15 protein-coding genes are annotated in these 16675 nt (G+C 53.5%); 12 read left to right on the top strand and 3 right to left on the bottom strand.

Annotated elements, in window-relative coordinates; genetic code table 11:
- Positions 1-16 precede the first annotated feature (16 nt).
- A complete protein-coding gene (locus tag ACR1UW_RS03010; protein ID WP_171698435.1) occupies positions 17-1567 on the bottom strand; it encodes an IS1182 family transposase in 1551 nt (516 codons plus the stop codon).
- Between the two features lie 254 nt (positions 1568-1821).
- Between ACR1UW_RS03010 and ACR1UW_RS03015 the strand changes: the two genes are divergently transcribed.
- Both ACR1UW_RS03015 and ACR1UW_RS03020 read left to right on the top strand, forming a co-directional pair.
- Positions 1822-2763 (top strand): ROK family protein, encoded by a 942-nt coding sequence (locus ACR1UW_RS03015; RefSeq protein ID WP_063329742.1) that lies wholly within the window; start codon positions 1822-1824, stop codon positions 2761-2763.
- A 164-nt stretch (positions 2764-2927) separates the two neighbouring features.
- Positions 2928-3749 (top strand): undecaprenyl-diphosphate phosphatase, encoded by an 822-nt coding sequence (locus tag ACR1UW_RS03020; protein ID WP_033016517.1) that lies wholly within the window; start codon positions 2928-2930, stop codon positions 3747-3749.
- A gap of 405 nt (positions 3750-4154) precedes the next feature.
- On the opposite strand, the gene murG is transcribed toward ACR1UW_RS03020, so the two are convergent.
- A complete protein-coding gene (murG, locus tag ACR1UW_RS03025; RefSeq protein ID WP_498934509.1) occupies positions 4155-5228 on the bottom strand; it encodes an undecaprenyldiphospho-muramoylpentapeptide beta-N-acetylglucosaminyltransferase in 1074 nt (357 codons plus the stop codon).
- 349 nt (positions 5229-5577) lie between these two features.
- On the opposite strand from murG, the gene ACR1UW_RS03030 reads away from it, so the two are divergent.
- From ACR1UW_RS03030 to cshA, 7 genes are all read left to right on the top strand, one after another.
- Positions 5578-6306 (top strand): polysaccharide deacetylase family protein, encoded by a 729-nt coding sequence (locus ACR1UW_RS03030; protein ID WP_050368093.1) that lies wholly within the window; start codon positions 5578-5580, stop codon positions 6304-6306.
- Positions 6307-6316: 10 nt separating this feature from the next.
- Positions 6317-6913, top strand: coding sequence for a DedA family protein (locus ACR1UW_RS03035; protein ID WP_094239472.1), 597 nt, complete (start codon positions 6317-6319; stop codon positions 6911-6913).
- A gap of 12 nt (positions 6914-6925) precedes the next feature.
- On the top strand, positions 6926-8068 hold the full coding sequence (locus ACR1UW_RS03040) for an MGDG synthase family glycosyltransferase (protein ID WP_050368095.1): 1143 nt from the start codon (positions 6926-6928) through the stop codon (positions 8066-8068).
- Between the two features lie 158 nt (positions 8069-8226).
- A complete protein-coding gene (locus ACR1UW_RS03045) occupies positions 8227-9321 on the top strand; it encodes a D-alanine--D-alanine ligase (RefSeq protein WP_328212662.1) in 1095 nt (364 codons plus the stop codon).
- A 15-nt stretch (positions 9322-9336) separates the two neighbouring features.
- Positions 9337-10713 (top strand): UDP-N-acetylmuramoyl-tripeptide--D-alanyl-D-alanine ligase, encoded by a 1377-nt coding sequence (locus ACR1UW_RS03050; RefSeq protein ID WP_498934512.1) that lies wholly within the window; start codon positions 9337-9339, stop codon positions 10711-10713.
- A 71-nt stretch (positions 10714-10784) separates the two neighbouring features.
- Positions 10785-11507, top strand: coding sequence for an alpha/beta hydrolase (locus ACR1UW_RS03055; protein WP_021322022.1), 723 nt, complete (start codon positions 10785-10787; stop codon positions 11505-11507).
- A 60-nt stretch (positions 11508-11567) separates the two neighbouring features.
- Positions 11568-12971, top strand: coding sequence for a degradosome RNA helicase CshA (gene cshA / locus ACR1UW_RS03060; protein ID WP_033010297.1), 1404 nt, complete (start codon positions 11568-11570; stop codon positions 12969-12971).
- 11 nt (positions 12972-12982) lie between these two features.
- Here cshA and ACR1UW_RS03065 read toward each other — a convergent pair whose 3' ends face one another.
- Positions 12983-13600, bottom strand: a complete 618-nt coding sequence (locus tag ACR1UW_RS03065; RefSeq protein ID WP_033010298.1) for a rhomboid family intramembrane serine protease — start codon at positions 13598-13600, stop codon at positions 12983-12985.
- Positions 13601-13718: 118 nt separating this feature from the next.
- Between ACR1UW_RS03065 and acpS the strand changes: the two genes are divergently transcribed.
- The 3 genes from acpS (at position 13719) to alr (ending at position 16616) form a co-directional block, all read left to right on the top strand.
- The gene (gene acpS / locus ACR1UW_RS03070; RefSeq protein ID WP_498934515.1) at positions 13719-14108 is read left to right on the top strand and encodes a holo-ACP synthase; all 390 of its coding nucleotides are present in this window, start codon (positions 13719-13721) and stop codon (positions 14106-14108) included.
- Positions 14109-14187: 79 nt separating this feature from the next.
- Positions 14188-15207, top strand: coding sequence for a LolA family protein (locus ACR1UW_RS03075; RefSeq protein WP_193443196.1), 1020 nt, complete (start codon positions 14188-14190; stop codon positions 15205-15207).
- 242 nt (positions 15208-15449) lie between these two features.
- Positions 15450-16616: an alanine racemase gene (gene alr / locus ACR1UW_RS03080; RefSeq protein ID WP_033010307.1), complete on the top strand. Its 1167-nt coding sequence runs from the start codon at positions 15450-15452 to the stop codon at positions 16614-16616.
- Positions 16617-16675 lie beyond the last annotated feature (59 nt).

A 16675-nucleotide genomic window follows, 5' to 3' on the forward strand; every position in this document is an offset into this window, starting at 1 on the left:
CTGTTCTCCCCCTCATTTACGCCACCAAGGACAATTGCTTGTCCCTAGCGGCTTTTTTGAGAAGATTGTGGGCAGCACAAACCAGCCCCCATTCGATGGAAACTTTTTGGAGGCCTCGCAGGACAAAGCGACGAAACCCGCGATTTTGTTTGATTTGCCCAAATACACTCTCAATGTCGGTTTGGCGTTGGCGGTATCGGGCTTGCCCTTCTTCACTCTCCAACCGTTCGCGGGCTTTCTGTTTTTGTTCATGATAGACGGGGTTCCATTGCGTGGTTCGTCCATACTTGGAAGTCGTGCAGGCCGAACGGAACGGACATCCTTCGCATTCATGGCATTGGTAGTGTCGGGTGACCGAGGTGTATCCTGATTCCGTGGTCTGTTTCGAAGTTCCGGTGCGAACCAGCTTTTTCCCATTGGCGCAAATCCAAACGTCTTCTTCTTCCACATAGGTCCAATTCTGCTGATGATGCGGATTTTTCTTGACCTTGCGCGTGTTCTCCTTCTCATACGTATGGTACTTGATCAAGGCCGATATGTGCTTCTCTTCCAGCTTCACGTAGTTCTCTTCCGAGCCATAAGCCGCGTCAGCGATCAAACGTTCGGGTTCCACGCCGTACTTCTCTCGAACGGTCTCCAAATGCGGGAGAAGACAACGAGTGTCGCCCGGCCTCTGATGAAGGGAATACCCCAAAATAAATTGGCCGGAAGAACCCACCTGTACGTTATAGGCCGGCTTGAGCTGGCCGTTTCGCATGTGATCCTCCTTCAACCGCATGAAGGTGGCATCCACATCGGTCTTGGAATAGCTGTTGCGATCCCCGCATACATGGAGTTGGTGTTCATACTTTTCACTGCGGGGCAAGTAGTCCTCCTTCATCTTCTTGATGGCCTTCTTCAACGGTTGGTTGTCCGGCTCGGCCTCCAACCGTTTTTCCCACTCCTCGGTTTTCTTTCGGATTTCTTCTGACGTAAAGGCCGGCGAAGGGTCGATGTCTTCCGCCTTTTCTTCTTCCACGATCGCCTCGATCTGGGCAATCAGCCGATCGACATTGGCTTGGAGTTTCTCCTGGTACTTCTCAGCCGATTTGCGCCAAACGAAGGTGTACCGGTTGGCATTCGCTTCAATTTTCGTTCCATCCACAAAATAATCTTCCATCTTGACATAGCCGTCGGCCACGAGCAGCGTGATCATTTCCCGGAACAGGTCGTCAATCAGGTCTTTCATCCGCTCCGAACGAAACCGATTGATGGAGCGGAAGTCCGGCTTTTGAAATCCACTTAGCCACATGAGGGGAAGGTGGACTTCGAGCTGCCGTGCAATCTCACGGCCATGATACATTTTTTGGGTGTAAGCGTAAAGGAGAATTTTGGTCATCATTTTCGGATGATAGGCGGAGGCGCCCCCTCCTTTGTAGTAAGCAAGAAACGTCTCCATCGGGATGCGTTCAACCATCTCATGAACCACGTGGGCCATGTTATCCCGTGGAATGAGATCGGCGATGTTGCTTGGCAAAGAGAGGTTGTCCATGGTATACTCTTTAAAGGAAATATGATCATGTTTCATAAAAGAATCGCCCTTCTTTCGGTGGTAGTGGTTTTGGTGACTCTATTCTACCAGAAAAAAGGGCGATTCTTCTATATTTGAGGCAAAAAAGTGGGGGCTGATCCCAAAACGCATTCGCGTTTTGGGTCAGCCCCCTCTTTCCTTGCAGCGGGGAGGAGCGGATGGACCGACGGCGAATACATAAAAGCGGAGAAACAGCTAAGCCTAATGGAGCTAGAAGAGAGGAAAGATCGTAAACGAAGGAGGCGCCATCGATGCGTTGCTATATCGTTTTCGACATTGGCGGCACGTATGTGAAACATGCCGTCATGAACGAGCGCGGTGATTTTTTGGAAAAGGGGCGCTACCGTTCGGAGCGTCATGACTTTCAACGGTTTCGCGACGACTTGCTTCGCGTCGTCCGCCACGCGCAGGCGAGTTACGAACTTTCTGGCATCGCGATCAGTTCGGCAGGCAGCGTCGACAGCGACATCGGTGTCATTGGCGGAAGCAGCGCCTTGCCGTGCATTCACGGCCCCAACTTTAAAGACGTATTCGGCGGGGCGACGGGTCTGCCGGTGGAGCTGGAAAATGATGCGAACTGTGCGGCGCTCGGCGAATTATGGAAGGGAGCGGGCCGGGGCTGCCGCGACATCGCCTTTGTCATCGTCGGCACCGGCATCGGCGGAGCAATTGTGAAAGACGGACGCATCCATAAAGGCGCGCATTTGCATGGCGGAGAGTTTGGCTATATGTTGATGGATGTCCGTTATGCAAACGGAACCCTTGAATGCAAAACATGGAGTGAACTGGCGGCGACGAGTGCGCTGATCCGGATGGCGGCCGAGGAAAAAGGGATGCAAGAAAGTGAACTGGACGGGGAAAAAGTATTTGCGTTGGCAGAGGGCGGCGATGAAGCCGCGCAAAAGGCGATCGATCGATTTTACTTCTCCTTGGCGCAAGGCATTTTTAATTTGCAGTATGCGTACGATCCGGAAAAAATCATTGTCGGCGGGGGCATTAGCAGCCGTCCTGATTTCATCAGTGAAATCAACAAGCGGCTTTCTGCGCTGCTGTCGGTTGTTTCGATCGCGAAAGTCCGCCCCGTTGTGGAGGCGTGCCGCTTCAAAAACGATGCGAACTTGCTCGGCGCTTTGTACCACTACCTAGAACGGCGCGGGGAGCTGGGGGCAGGCCCATTTCCGCCCGCTGACTGATGACTGACGCTCTTCCCGGCATCACACCCATCCAAAAACGTGCGGGTAGTAGAAACGAATGATTTGTAGTACAATAGAGCAGGCACGGCCGAAGCAGGGTGTTATTTTGCCCGCCCGGCCCATATGTATAAAAAGGACGACCCCGCGCAGAAAGGATGGAACGAATGAACTGGATCGAGCTGTTGAAGGCGGTTATTTTAGGGATGGTCGAGGGGCTGACCGAGTTTGCCCCTGTGTCTTCGACCGGGCATATGATCATTGTGGACGATCTTTGGTTGAAATCGACCGAGTTTTTAGGCAAGTACGCGGCGAATACGTTTAAAGTCGTTATCCAGCTCGGCTCGATTTTGGCCGCTGTTGTGGTGTTTAAAGACCGATTTCTTGATTTGCTTGGTTTCCGCGGCCGCCATCCGGGCGGACATCCGCGGCTGACGCTTCTTCACGTCATCGTCGGCCTGCTTCCAGCCGGGGTGCTCGGCGTCTTGTTTGAAGACTACATCGACGAACATTTGTTTTCTACGAAAACGGTGCTCATCGGCCTTGTGCTCGGCGCGCTGCTCATGATCGCCGCCGACAAATTCGCGAAAAGAGCTGCGCGGGCGCAGACGGTCGACGAAATTACGTACAAACAGGCGTTTCTCGTCGGATTGGTGCAATGCTTATCGTTATGGCCCGGTTTTTCCCGCTCCGGTTCGACGATTGCCGGCGGGGTGCTCGTCGGCATGAGCCATCGCGCCGCCGCCGATTTCACGTTCATTATGGCTGTTCCGATCATGGCCGGGGCGAGCGGGCTGTCGCTGTTGAAAAACTGGCAATACGTCACGGCTGCCGACATCCCGTTTTTCATCGCCGGTTTTTTGAGCGCCTTCGTCTTTGCCTTGCTGGCGATCCGTTTCCTCCTGCAGCTCATCAACCGCATCCGCCTCGTGCCGTTTGCGGTATATCGGATCGTGCTAGCCGTTGTTATTTCTTTGTTATACTTTTAGTCGCGCCGCTTGGCGGAGGTGTTCCGCCGGGCGGTTGTTTGTTATCTTCTTTTACTCTGTTGGCTGGCATGCATTCCGCTTAGGGGAACAAAAGATGATGGATTGTAGAAGACCAAGGATTTAAGGGGAAATGTTGTGCTTCAACAAGGTTTTTCAAATAGAAAAGTCTTGAAACATCATCATTTGCTTTTGGGCGAGCTCCCCAAACCGCATGAATTCGTTGTTTTTCGCCAGTCCGTCTTCTAAAAAATGTTAAGAAAAGTAAAAAAATAGTTGTTGCTTATCTGTACTATGGATTATAATACGGATAAGCCGTTTAGTCGAGTTGCTTATTTCCATGCCTATGCAAAATAAGGCGATGCCGAAAAAACGGCCGTGGTTGGCCGCGTCAGGCATCGCCTGCTTTCACCGGCGGGCGGTGTCTTGAATGATGGAAAGCAATGTTTGCAGCGGATCGCTTCCGCCGGCTTTCTCCATGTTTTTCCGGTAGCGCTCTTTGTTTTCATATAGGCAGCGAATGGCGGCATAGAACGATTCGTTTGTCAAGTCTTCTTCCATCAGCACTTCCGCATAGCCCGCGTTTTTAAACGAGCGGGCGTTGAGAATTTGGTCGCCGCGGCTTGCCGCTTTCGAGAGCGGGATGAGCAGCATCGGCTTGCGCAAGGCGAGCAGTTCGAAAATGGCGTTTGCGCCCGCGCGAGAGACGACGATGTCGGCCAAAGCCAACAAGTGTGGCAGCTCTTCGTTGACGTATTCGAACTGTTTGTATCCTTTTTGGTCTGCGAGGCTTGGGTCGATGTTTCCTTTGCCGCAAATGTGGATGATGTCAAATTCGGCAAGCAGCGTTGATAAGTTGGCGCGCAAGGCGTCGTTGATTCTTTTCGAGCCTAAGCTGCCGCCCATCGCCAGCAGCACCGGTTTTTTGCCGTCGAACTGGCACATCCTCCGCCCTTGGGCAACGCTGCCGTGCTTCAGTTCCTCGCGGACGACGGCGCCGATGTAGACCGCTTTATCGGCGCTGACGTGTTGCTTCGTTTCCGGAAAGGTGAGGCAAATTTTCGTCGCAAAGGGCATGGCGATTTTGTTTGCAAGACCGGGCGTCAAGTCGGATTCATGAATCACCGACGGTACACCGTTCAGCCAGGCGCCAAGAATGACGGGAACGGAGACGAATCCGCCTTTGGAGAACACGACGTCCGGCCTTTCTTTTTGGATAAGGCGGTACGCCTGCCAAACGCCTTTTAGCACGTTGAACGGATCTTTAAAGTTTTTCCAGTCAAAATAGCGTCGCAGTTTTCCGGTCGAAACCGAATAGTACGGTACGCCGTCGATGCGGCCGATGATCTCCCGTTCAATTCCCTCGTGAGAGCCGATGTAGATGATGTCCCAGCCTTGTGCTTTTAGTTTCGGAATCAAGGCGACGTTGACCATCACATGGCCAGCCGTGCCGCCGCCGGTTAAGACGATTTTCTTTCGCAATGCAGATCACCTGTCTTTTTGCAAGATGAATAACGTACAATGCGGCCGTCCCGTTCCGGCCGTCCGGCGGAACGGATATGCCGATGAATTGCTCTTTGCGGCTAGAGTTTCATACCGATTATGTATTATAGCAGATGCAACGTCATTTATGGAGGAAACCGATCGGCTGGACGTTTCGTATAGAAAAAGGGAACGCTTGGGCGTCACATGAAAATTTCATTGTTTTCCTTATTGATTTTTCATCGAAATTATATATAAATTTAGTAGTCTGTATTATATATTATTTATTATAGTAGTCTGTTCGCACGTTGTGATTTTTTAAAGGAAAAAATATTGCGAGGTGAGGACGATGTTGGCATGGCTTTTCGGTTGTCTGATCGCTGGAATCATCGTTTACGGGGTTGTGCCGACGATCGTCATTCGCAAAAAGCGGGTACTGTTGTTTCGGGAAGGAACAGCGCCCGATTGCCTTGCTTTGACGTTTGATGACGGTCCTGACCCGTATTATACGCCAAAACTGTTGGATTTATTAAAGAAACACGGTGTCAAGGCGACGTTTTTCGTCGTCGGCCGCAAAGCGGAACGTTATCCGGACATTGTGCGGCGCATGGTGGAGGAAGGCCATGAAGTCGGCATTCACAACTATCGCCATATAAGCAACTGGCTTGTGCCGCCGTTTTGGCTCGATTGGGGGGTGCGCCGCGCCGCTGCGGCGATTGAGCGGGCGACGGGCCAACGACCGATTTATTACCGCCCTCCGTGGGGGCATTTTAACGCATGGGCACCGATCGTACAAAAACGGTATACGACCGTGTTATGGACGCATATTGTTGGCGACTGGAACGCCAAACTGGGGGCAATGGAGTTGTTCCGCCGGTTAAAAGGAGCGTTGCGCGGCGGAGCTGTGATTGTTCTTCATGACAACGGCGATGCGTTGGGGGCCGACCGGCATGCGCCGGAGCAAATGTTGTCAGCGCTTGAGCTGCTGCTGAAAGATGAAGCAGCGAGAAAGATGCGCTGGGTGACGATTACAGAAATGAGAAACGCGCAAACTAACAAACGAATCTCGTCGATGTGATGGGGGAGCCATGGAAACAGGTGTATGGTTGCCGTACGTTCAGTCGTACGGATATGTGACGCTGTTTTTGTTTTTATTTTGCGGCATTGTCGGCATCCCAGCGCCGGAGGAAAGCTTGCTTTTTTTCGTCGGTTTGATCGTCGCCAAGGAGCAGCTGCTGCTTTGGCCGTCGCTCGCGTCATGCTGGGGAGGAGCGATGACCGGCATGGTGGCGGCGTATGGCGCCGGACGATGGTGGGGGGCGCCGTTTATGAAAAAGTACGGCAAATACGTGGGAATTACGGACGAGCGGTGGGGGCGGGCTCAGCTTTGGTTCCGCCGTTATGGGAAATGGGGCATTTTGTTCGGCTGTTATGCGCCAGGCGTCCGGCAAATCTGCCCGTATATGGCGGGGGTAAGCCGGTTTCCGTTTCGGCCGTTTTTGCTGCTTGCAGCGCTTGGAACGGCTGGATGGGTCGCCCCGCTGATGTTCGTTGGGCTGCTGCTCGGCCGGCATGTCCATATTCCCCTCGTTTTTTTCCCGCTTGTCGGATTGGCGTTGTTTTTGCTGTTTTTGCTTGCGGCGTGGATCGGACAGCGGAGGCGCAAAAAATCTTTCGAAAGCTAAAGGGTGCGATCGATGATGAAAGTGTTGTTCTTGCCGTTGTTTCAAATGAACACGGGACACCATAAAGTCGCGGATACGTTGATCGATTTTTTGCGGCGCCAGTTTCCGGCGGTCGAAAGCAAAAAAATCGATTTTTTGAGCTATTGCAATGAACTGATGGAAAAAATGGTGTCAGAAGCGTATTTGCGCTGGATTCGTTCACATCCCGCTTCCTATCATCGCGTGTACAAAACGTTTATGTATCAAGAGCCGCCGCGGTTCGAGTTTGTTTCATTTGAGCCATGGCTGCCATATTTCGAAAGCAAAATGAAAAAAATGCTCGAGCAGGAACGGCCGGATTTGATCGTTTGCACCCACTCGTTTCCGTCTCGCATTTTGCAGCAGCTTAAGCGGAAACAGGCGTTGTTTGTTCCTGTGGTGAACGTCTATACCGATTTTTTCATGAACAGCGTCTGGGGGAAACGGTTTATCGATTATCACTTCGTCCCCCATCCAGAGGCGAAATGGGAGCTGGTCACAAAATACGGGATTGACGAAGGGCGCATCGTGGTCACAGGCATTCCGGTTCATGATGCGTTTCGGAACACGACGGAAACGCGGCGAAAGAGGTGGCCGGCCCATATACTTGTCGCCGGCGGAAGCCAAGGGCTTGGCAATATGATGGCCTTTTTGCGGGCGGCCCGGGCATCGACGCTGTTTCGCTATTCCGTGCTATGCGGCGCCAACCGCCAGTTATACGACGAAATTTCCAGCTGGAATCTCCCGCACATCCGTCCGCTCCCGTACATTGCCGACCCGGAAGAAATGAACCGGCTGTATGATGAGGTGGACGCGGTGGTGACAAAGCCGGGTGGAGTGACGGTGAGCGAGCTGCTTCATAAACGCATTCCGATGTTTACGATCGATTGTCTGCCGGGTCAGGAGCGCATCAATTTGCAATATTTGCAGCGGAACGGCTTGATTTACCATTTAGCTGAACCAGACCGCGGCGAGCGGGCCATGTTGCGCCTGCTCAATGATGATGTTGAGAAAAACCGGTTTTTCCGCCGTGTGTCCGACTATTTCGCCGGGGTGGAGAAAACGGGGCAGGAAGCGCTCGCCGAAATGGTGGCGGCGATGCCGAGGCGTCGCGCCCAGCGTGTGCTTCACCCGTAGCGTGGGCCATCTAACGGACGTTAGATGGCATTTTTTTGTGCTAGGCGGATGCACCAAGAGTAGCGAAACAAGCTGCATCGTACATATAAAATATCAGACCGTTGGGCGCGAAACGTGTTACAATAGGAACGATGGCCAAGGAAAGAGGAGGAACGAAGATGAAAACGAGAGTCGGAGTGTTGTACGGCGGGAAGTCGCCGGAGCATCAAGTATCGTTGTCAACGGCGATGGCAGTGATGAACGCCATCGATCCCCATAAATTTGATGTGATTCCGATTTACATTACTCCACAAGGGCAGTGGATTAAAGGAAAGCGATTGACCGGACCGGTCAAAGAAGTGAAACAGCTGCAGTTCACGTCGACAGCGACGGCCATGATCCCGATATCTTTAAACCAGGTGCCGGCGTCGGAATCGTCGTCTGCGGACAGCGAGGAAACGATTGACGTCATCTTCCCGCTTTTGCATGGGCCGAACGGCGAAGACGGAACTGTGCAAGGACTGCTCGAAATGTTAAACCTCCCGTACGTAGGCAACGGTGTGCTTGCCTCGGCCGTCGGCATGGATAAAGTGATTATGAAAAACTTGTTTGCCCAAGCCGGGCTGCGCCAGGCGAAATATGTGGCGGTGACCAAATATGACTGGCAAAAAAGCGGGGAAGCCGTTTACGACCGGATCGAACGAGAGCTTGGCTACCCGTGCTTTGTCAAGCCAGCCAACGCCGGTTCGAGCGTCGGCATTTCCAAATGCAAGCAGCGCGGCGATTTGCACAAGGCGTTTGCCGAAGCGTTTAAGTATGACCGGAAAATCATCATTGAAGAAGCGATCGTCGGCCGGGAGATCGAGATCGGCGTCATCGGCAATGATGAACCGATTTGTTCGGTCGTCGGAGAAATTGTGCCAAAAAAGGAATTTTACGACTATGAGGCAAAATATGAAGACGGACAAACGGAACTGATTATTCCCGCTAAGGTGACGCCAGAGCAGTATGAAACGATTAAGGAAATGGCCATTGCCGCGTTTAAAGCACTTGACTTGTCCGGGCTCGTGCGTGCCGACTTTTTCCTCGCTGAAGATGGCACTGTGTATATTAACGAAATTAATACGATGCCGGGATTTACCCCGTACAGCATGTTTCCGCTTCTTTGGCAGCACAGCGGCGTGCCGTATCCGGAACTGATCGAGCGCCTCATTGCGCTGGCGTTGGAACGGCATCAAGAAAAGCAGACGATCACGTACACATTTGAAAAATAAAGAGGGTGAAAGCGGATGATGAAACGGACGGTGCGGCAAATTGCGGAGATGTCAGGCGGTCGGTGCGTGAAGCCGGAATGGGAGACGATTGCCGTCAGCGGCGTATCGACAGACACGAGAGCGATCCAAGCCGGCAACTTGTACGTTCCGCTTATTGGCGCGAAGTTTAACGGCCATGCCTTTGTGAACGAGGCGGTGCAAAAAGGAGCGGCAGCAGTGCTGTGGGCGGAAGCGGAAGGGACGCCGCCAGAAGGCGTTCCGGCGATTATCGTTGACGATACCCTTTCGGCGCTGCAGCGGCTTGCCGCCCGTTACCGCCAACAGCTTGGGCTGAAAGTGGTTGGCGTGACCGGCAGCAACGGCAAAACGACGACAAAAGATATGATTGCTGCGTTGTTGGCGGCCAACTACCGCGTGCAAAAAACAGAAGGCAACCTTAACAATCATATCGGCGTGCCGTTGACGCTGCTTTCGCTCGAGGAAGACACAGAGATTGCCGTTGTCGAAATGGGGATGAGCGGATTCGGAGAAATCGAGCGGCTCACGTTGATTGCCAAACCGGATGCAGCCGTCATTACCAACATCGGGGAATCACATTTGCAAGAGCTTGGTTCACGGGAAGGCATCGCCAAGGCGAAGTTGGAAATTTTGGCGGGTTTGCACCATGATGGTTTATTCGTCTACCACGGCGATGAGCCGCTCTTGACGGAGCGCGTGCCGAAGTTGCCGATTCCCCGCCATGTCGTGACGTTCGGGGCGGGCGAACAGAACGATTACTATCCGACCGATGTGCGCATTGAAGCGGGAGGAACATCGTTTGTCATCAATGCGCTCCCCGGCCGGACGCTGTTTATGCCGGTATTAGGCAAGCATCATGTGTACAACGCGCTCGCCGCCATTGCGGTCGCCCGCTTTTTCGGCATCGATTGGGAAGGCATTGATGCGTCTCTCTCCCGCCTGCAAGTGACGCGCATGCGTACGGAAGTCGTCAAGACGAAATATGGCTTTACCGTCATTAATGACGCCTACAATGCTAGCCCGACATCGATGCGCGCCGCCTTGACGCTGCTTGGGGAATTAGGCGGCTACCGGCAAAAAATCGCCGTATTGGGCGATATGTTGGAGCTTGGTGACGAAGAAGTGGCGTTTCATCGAGAGATCGGGGAGGTGCTGCGGCCGGGAATGGTGGACTATGTGTTCACTTACGGGCCGCTTTCGCACCATATCGCCGCGGCGGCCGCCCCATTTTTTGATGATGGACGGGTGAGGGAGTTCGACGATAAAGCAGCGTTGGCCGAGGCCGTGCGTTCCGTCGCGACTTCGGATGACATTGTTTTATTGAAGGCATCGCGCGGCATGAGATTGGAAGAACTGCTCCGCTATTGGGTGTAAAATTAGGCCAGCCGGAAAAACTAAGAGCGGCGTCATGGGCACCGCTTTTCATTCGGGCGGGGGTGGAAATGATGATCGGCTGTTTATGTATTCACGGGTTTACGGGAAGTCCAGAAGAAGTGGCGCCGCTGGCCGATTATTTGCGAGAGCGGACCGATTGGATGATCGAAACGCCAACCTTGCCGGGCCACGGAAGCGAACTGCGGTTGAAAGGAATTACATACGACCAATGGATCGCAGCGGCGGAACAAGCGTTTTTAGCGCTCCATCACCGTTGCAGTGTGGTGTATGTCATTGGGTTTTCAATGGGTGGAGTGATCGCCGTCTACTTGGCGGAAAAATACCCGGTCGCCAAACTCGTGCTGCTAAGCGCTGCGTTTTACTATGTCAACCCGCGCCAATTATGGCGCGACATCCGCGAGATGTTTGCCAATGGATGGAAAGGAGCGCGGGAGCACCCACTGTTTCTCCGCTATCGAAACAAAATGATGGCGACGCCGTTTTCAGCTGTCAGGGAGTTTCGCAAACTCGTTCGCGATGTGCGTCCCCGACTTCCGCGCGTCGCGGCACCCGCGCTCATTGTGCAAGGAGAAAAAGATGGGATCGTGCCGTTAAAAAGCGCCTGCTATTTATATGAACGCATGGGGTCTTCAGAAAAAAAGCTGTTGCTTTTGCCCAATTCGTTCCATCATGTTTGTCATAGCATCGATCGGCACGTTCTGTTTGCTGAGGTGGAAACATTTTTGCGCGCTGCCCATGCCCATCATTGCAAATCACCGCATAACATGGTATGATAACTGTCAAACCTTTCTCTCGGATAAAGGGACGATTTTTTATAAGGAGTTTGGATAACATTGACGACATTTCAAGAATTAGGATTAAGCCAAGAAGTGATGAAAGCGATCGAGCGGATGGGATTTGAAGAGACGACTCCGATTCAAGCAAAGACGATTCCGCTCAGTCTGCAAAATAAAGACGTAATCGGTCAAGCGCAAACCGGAACGGGGAAAACGGCGGCGTTTGGTATTCCGATTGTGGAAAAAGTGGACGTAAAAAACGGCGCCGTTCAAGCGCTCGTTGTCGCGCCGACGCGGGAGCTCGCCATTCAAGTGTCGGAAGAGCTGTATAAAATCGGCGCGGTCAAGCGGGTGCGCGTTTTGCCGATTTACGGCGGTCAAGATATCGAGCGGCAAATCCGCGCTTTGAAAAAACATCCGCACGTCATTGTCGGCACGCCGGGCCGCATTCTTGACCATATCAACCGCGGCACGCTGCGTCTTGAGCACGTGCATACCGTCGTGCTCGATGAGGCGGATGAAATGCTCAATATGGGCTTTATCGAAGATATTGAGGCGATTTTAAGCCATGTGCCGGCCGAGCGGCAGACGTTGCTGTTCTCGGCGACGATGCCGGACCCGATCCGCCGCATCGCCGAGAGGTTCATGAATGAACCGGAGCTCGTGAAGGTCAAGGCGAAAGAGATGACCGTGCCGAACATTCAACAGTACTACTTAGAAGTGCACGAGAAAAAGAAATTTGACATTTTGACGCGGCTTCTTGATATTCAGGCGCCGGAGCTTGCGATCGTGTTCGGCCGCACGAAGCGGCGCGTTGATGAGCTTGCCGAGGCGCTCAACTTGCGCGGTTATGCGGCGGAAGGCATCCACGGCGATTTAAGCCAGGCGAAGCGCCTGTCGGTGTTGCGCAAGTTTAAAGAAGGATCGATCGAAATTTTAGTCGCAACCGACGTTGCCGCGCGCGGATTGGATATTTCCGGCGTGACGCACGTATATAACTTCGACATCCCGCAGGATCCGGAAAGCTACGTCCATCGGATCGGGCGGACAGGTCGCGCCGGGAAAATGGGTGTGGCGATGACGTTTGTCACGCCAAGGGAGATCGGCCAACTTCACCATATTGAGCGGACGACGAAGCGGAAAATGGAGCGGATGAAGCCGCCGACGCTCGATGAGGCGCTGGAAGGCCAACAGCGCATTGCCATTGAGAAGCTTCTCAATGTGGCGGAAACGGAAAACTTGTCGTTTTACAAGCGGGCCGCCGAGGAGCTGCTGGAAGAGCATGATTCGGTGACGCTTGTCGCCGCCTGCTTGAAAATGTTGACGCGCGAGCCGGATACTACGCCGGTAAAACTGACCGAAGAGCCGCCATTAGCGGTCAAGCGGGAGAAAAAACGGGGCGGCCGCCCGGACGGCTCCGCGCGCGGACGGACGAAAAAACGGCGGATTACGGCGCATTAAGCGCCGTTTTTTCATGGCCGGACGACATGAAACGACGGCGGTCCGGGGCGGACGGTCAAAAACGGAGCGAGCAGCCCGCCGGTGACAAAGCCGAACAGATGGGCGATGAGGTTGCCGTCCGGCTCCATCAAGCCGAGCAACAGGTTGATGGCCATAGCGGCCAACAGCAACTGGGCGTGCCGGGGGGCGATGAGGTCGCGGCGAAAAAGGGCGAGATAGCTGTACATGCCAAATAAGGAGAAAATGGCGCCCGACGCCCCAACATGGCTGTACATCGGCGGAAGAAGCAAGGCGGTGGCAAGGTTGGCGCCGACGCCTCCCCCGATATAAAGAAGCAAAAACTTCCTTTTCCCAAGCGCTTGCTCGAGCCACGAGCCGAACAACCATAAGGAGAGGCTGTTCGCGGCTAAATGGTCGAAATCGAGGTGCAATAAAAGCGGGCTGACAAGCCGCCAATACTCCCCATGGCGGATGGCGCCGTTCGTTCCGACGATGCTCTGCCAGACTGGCTCAAGCGCCGGAAGAGGAAGCGTGAACAACCCCCATAAGCCAACATGGACGAGCAACAGGATGAATACGGCGGGGCAAAGGCGAGGCAGCGGCCGACCGTCCCCGGTACGGTGAAACATGAACGAGCCTCCTTTCTTGGCAGGAAACCAAACATAGGGATTGCTATAAGCCATCTTATGCGCGACGGCCGGAAAAAATTTGTCCGCGGCCGGCAAATCGATAGCAGGGGGGAACGCGATGATCATCGGCATCGGCATCGACATTGTGGAATTGGAGCGCATTCGGTCCATCCTTGCCCGCAGCCGCAAACTTCCGGAGCGGATTTTAACGCCGCGGGAGAAGGCGCGGTTTGATGAGTTGCCGCCTGCCCGGCAGGTGGAATTTCTCGCCGGACGGTTTGCGGCGAAGGAAGCGTACGCCAAGGCGCTCGGGACAGGAATTGGACGGCATTTGTCATTTCAGGATATTGAAATCGCCACAGACGCCTATGGAAAACCGCGCATTGCCGCTCACCGCGAACGTGAAGTCGTTCATCTTTCCATTTCCCATAGCCGCGATTATGCGGTCGCCCAAGTCGTCATCGAGCGATTGGAACCGTTCAAGCCGTTCGATCTTTGTCATAGCTAGTCTGCATATTCCCGGGTGTTGTCTCATATATTGTAGTGCATGGACAGAAACCGATATATGAGGCAAAGGGGTTGAAGCGATGGGCAGAAAGGTGCTTATGGCATTGGTCGGCATCATCTTTCTATTTGTGTTAGCTGGCTGCGGGTCCAAATCGCAGGAGGAAGTGCTCAAGGCGCTGAATGAAAAGATGGATGAGCTGACAGGCTACCAAGCGGAAGCGAAAATGACGTTCCGCACCGGCGCCGAGCCGCAAGTATACCATGTGGAAGTGTGGCATAAGCAGCCGTCGTACTACCGCGTCAGCTTGAAAAACGCCGACAAAGGGCAAAGCCAAATGATTTTGCGCAACGATGAGGGGGTATTCGTCTTTACACCCGCCCTCAACAAAAGCTTCAAGTTTGTCAGCGATTGGCCGAAAAACAGCAGCCAAGCGTATTTGTACGAATCGCTCGTCAAAGACATTTTGAGCGATCCAAAGGCAAAGTTTAAGGCAACGAAAAATCATTACGTGTTCGAGACAAAAACGAACTACCCGAACAGTGAGGTCGTCCCAACACAGGAGATTACACTGCGCAAAAAAGATTTGGCGCCGGTCTCGGTCAAAGTGATGGATACCGACCGGAAAGCATTGTTGACGGTCGAATTCTCCAATGTTGAATTTAACAAAAAGTTTGATGACGATGCGTTCGACACGTCCAAAAACATGACCGGGGCGCGTCTTGAGGTGCCAACGATGGCCGAAGGAAAAGAACAAGTGATGGAAGTCATGTACCCCGATTTGAGCCGGCTGCCTGAAGGAGTGAAAATGCTCGAGGAAAAAGAGGTCAAAAGTGAGAGTGGCAAACGAGTGATTATGACGTTTGGCGGCAAAAAATCATTTACGCTCGTTCAAGAAAAAGCGGAAGTGCTTCCGGCAACGAGCATGCCCGTCTTGGTGAACGGCGATCCCGTCGATTTAGGCTTCACCGTCGGCGCTCTCACCGATCGAACGCTGACATGGTCGTACAACGGGGTGGAGTTTACGCTCGCCTCGGACGATTTGACTCTACAAGAAATGATAATGGTGGCCAGCACAGTGCAGGAAAAAGCGGCAAAATAACGATGCCATCCGAAAAAAGGCGTGTCTCCCCGCTTCCGAAAGCAGGGGAGCCGCCTTTTTTCTATTGCCCGATTGGAGTTGCGGCACCGGTGCAGCCAACCGCAGCGCCCGTCCAACGTTTTTCGCTGTCTTCGCACGCTTTCCCCTATTCCTTCTTCCGCAATGGCATGGTAAACTAAAAAAGGACAAAAATGATTTCGAGCGCTTTCAAGTTTGCGCAACAGGAAAGGCAGCGAGAAACCATGAACGACTTTCATCGCGATACGTGGGCGGAAGTGGATTTGGACGCCATTTACGACAATGTGGCGAATTTGCGCCGTTTGCTGCCGGACGACACGCACATTATGGCGGTCGTGAAGGCGAACGCCTATGGACATGGGGATGTGCAGGTGGCAAGGACAGCGCTCGAAGCGGGGGCCTCCCGCCTGGCGGTTGCCTTTTTGGATGAGGCGCTCGCTTTAAGGGAAAAAGGAATCGAAGCGCCGATTCTAGTTCTCGGGGCTTCCCGTCCAGCTGATGCGGCGCTGGCCGCCCAGCAGCGCATTGCCCTGACCGTGTTCCGCTCCGACTGGTTGGAAGAAGCGTCCGCCCTTTACAGCGGCCCTATTCCTATTCATTTCCATTTGAAAATGGACACCGGCATGGGACGGCTTGGAGTGAAAGACGAGGAGGAGACGAAACGAATCGCAGCGCTGATTGAGCGCCATCCGCATTTTGTGCTTGAAGGGGTGTACACGCATTTTGCGACTGCGGATGAGGTGAACACCGATTATTTTTCCTATCAGTATACCCGTTTTTTGCACATGCTCGAATGGCTGCCGTCGCGCCCGCCGCTCGTCCATTGCGCCAACAGTGCAGCGTCGCTCCGTTTCCCTGACCGGACGTTCAATATGGTCCGCTTCGGCATTGCCATGTATGGGCTTGCCCCGTCGCCCGGCATCAAGCCGCTGCTGCCGTATCCATTAAAAGAAGCATTTTCGCTCCATAGCCGCCTCGTACACGTCAAAAAACTGCAACCAGGCGAAAAGGTGAGCTATGGTGCGACGTACACTGCGCAGACGGAGGAGTGGATCGGGACGATTCCGATCGGCTATGCGGACGGCTGGCTCCGCCGCCTGCAGCACTTTCATGTCCTTGTTGACGGACAAAAGGCGCCGATTGTCGGCCGCATTTGCATGGACCAGTGCATGATCCGCCTGCCTGGGCCGCTGCCGGTCGGCACGAAGGTGACACTGATTGGTCGCCAGGGGGACGAGGTGATTTCCATTGATGATGTCGCTCGCCATTTGGAAACGATCAACTACGAAGTGCCTTGCACGATCAGTTATCGAGTGCCCCGTATTTTTTTCCGCCATAAGCGTATAATGGAAGTGAGAAACGCCATTGGCCGCGGGGAAAGCAGTGCATAATCTGCTTCAAAAGACAAAGGATAGAAAATGGAGAAATGACTTTGCAGCGCCGTTGTTTA

This window comes from Geobacillus lituanicus (assembly GCF_050994965.1).
GTDB classification, from domain to species: Bacteria; Bacillota; Bacilli; order Bacillales; family Anoxybacillaceae; genus Geobacillus; species Geobacillus stearothermophilus.

What these genes read in the sequence shown, in the direction of transcription:
- ACR1UW_RS03055 (WP_021322022.1), top strand. Translation starts at nt 10,785, where the DNA reads ATGATCGGCTGTTTATGTATTCACGGGTTTACGGGAAGTCCAGAAGAA.
- ACR1UW_RS03065 (WP_033010298.1), bottom strand. Translation starts at nt 13,600, where the DNA reads ATGTTTCACCGTACCGGGGACGGTCGGCCGCTGCCTCGCCTTTGCCCC.
- ACR1UW_RS03015 (WP_063329742.1), top strand. Translation starts at nt 1,822, where the DNA reads ATGCGTTGCTATATCGTTTTCGACATTGGCGGCACGTATGTGAAACAT.
- alr (WP_033010307.1), top strand. Translation starts at nt 15,450, where the DNA reads ATGAACGACTTTCATCGCGATACGTGGGCGGAAGTGGATTTGGACGCC.
- ACR1UW_RS03075 (WP_193443196.1), top strand. Translation starts at nt 14,188, where the DNA reads ATGGGCAGAAAGGTGCTTATGGCATTGGTCGGCATCATCTTTCTATTT.
- ACR1UW_RS03020 (WP_033016517.1), top strand. Translation starts at nt 2,928, where the DNA reads ATGAACTGGATCGAGCTGTTGAAGGCGGTTATTTTAGGGATGGTCGAG.
- ACR1UW_RS03045 (WP_328212662.1), top strand. Translation starts at nt 8,227, where the DNA reads ATGAAAACGAGAGTCGGAGTGTTGTACGGCGGGAAGTCGCCGGAGCAT.
- ACR1UW_RS03050 (WP_498934512.1), top strand. Translation starts at nt 9,337, where the DNA reads ATGATGAAACGGACGGTGCGGCAAATTGCGGAGATGTCAGGCGGTCGG.
- ACR1UW_RS03040 (WP_050368095.1), top strand. Translation starts at nt 6,926, where the DNA reads ATGATGAAAGTGTTGTTCTTGCCGTTGTTTCAAATGAACACGGGACAC.
- ACR1UW_RS03035 (WP_094239472.1), top strand. Translation starts at nt 6,317, where the DNA reads ATGGAAACAGGTGTATGGTTGCCGTACGTTCAGTCGTACGGATATGTG.
- acpS (WP_498934515.1), top strand. Translation starts at nt 13,719, where the DNA reads ATGATCATCGGCATCGGCATCGACATTGTGGAATTGGAGCGCATTCGG.
- ACR1UW_RS03010 (WP_171698435.1), bottom strand. Translation starts at nt 1,567, where the DNA reads ATGAAACATGATCATATTTCCTTTAAAGAGTATACCATGGACAACCTC.
- ACR1UW_RS03030 (WP_050368093.1), top strand. Translation starts at nt 5,578, where the DNA reads ATGTTGGCATGGCTTTTCGGTTGTCTGATCGCTGGAATCATCGTTTAC.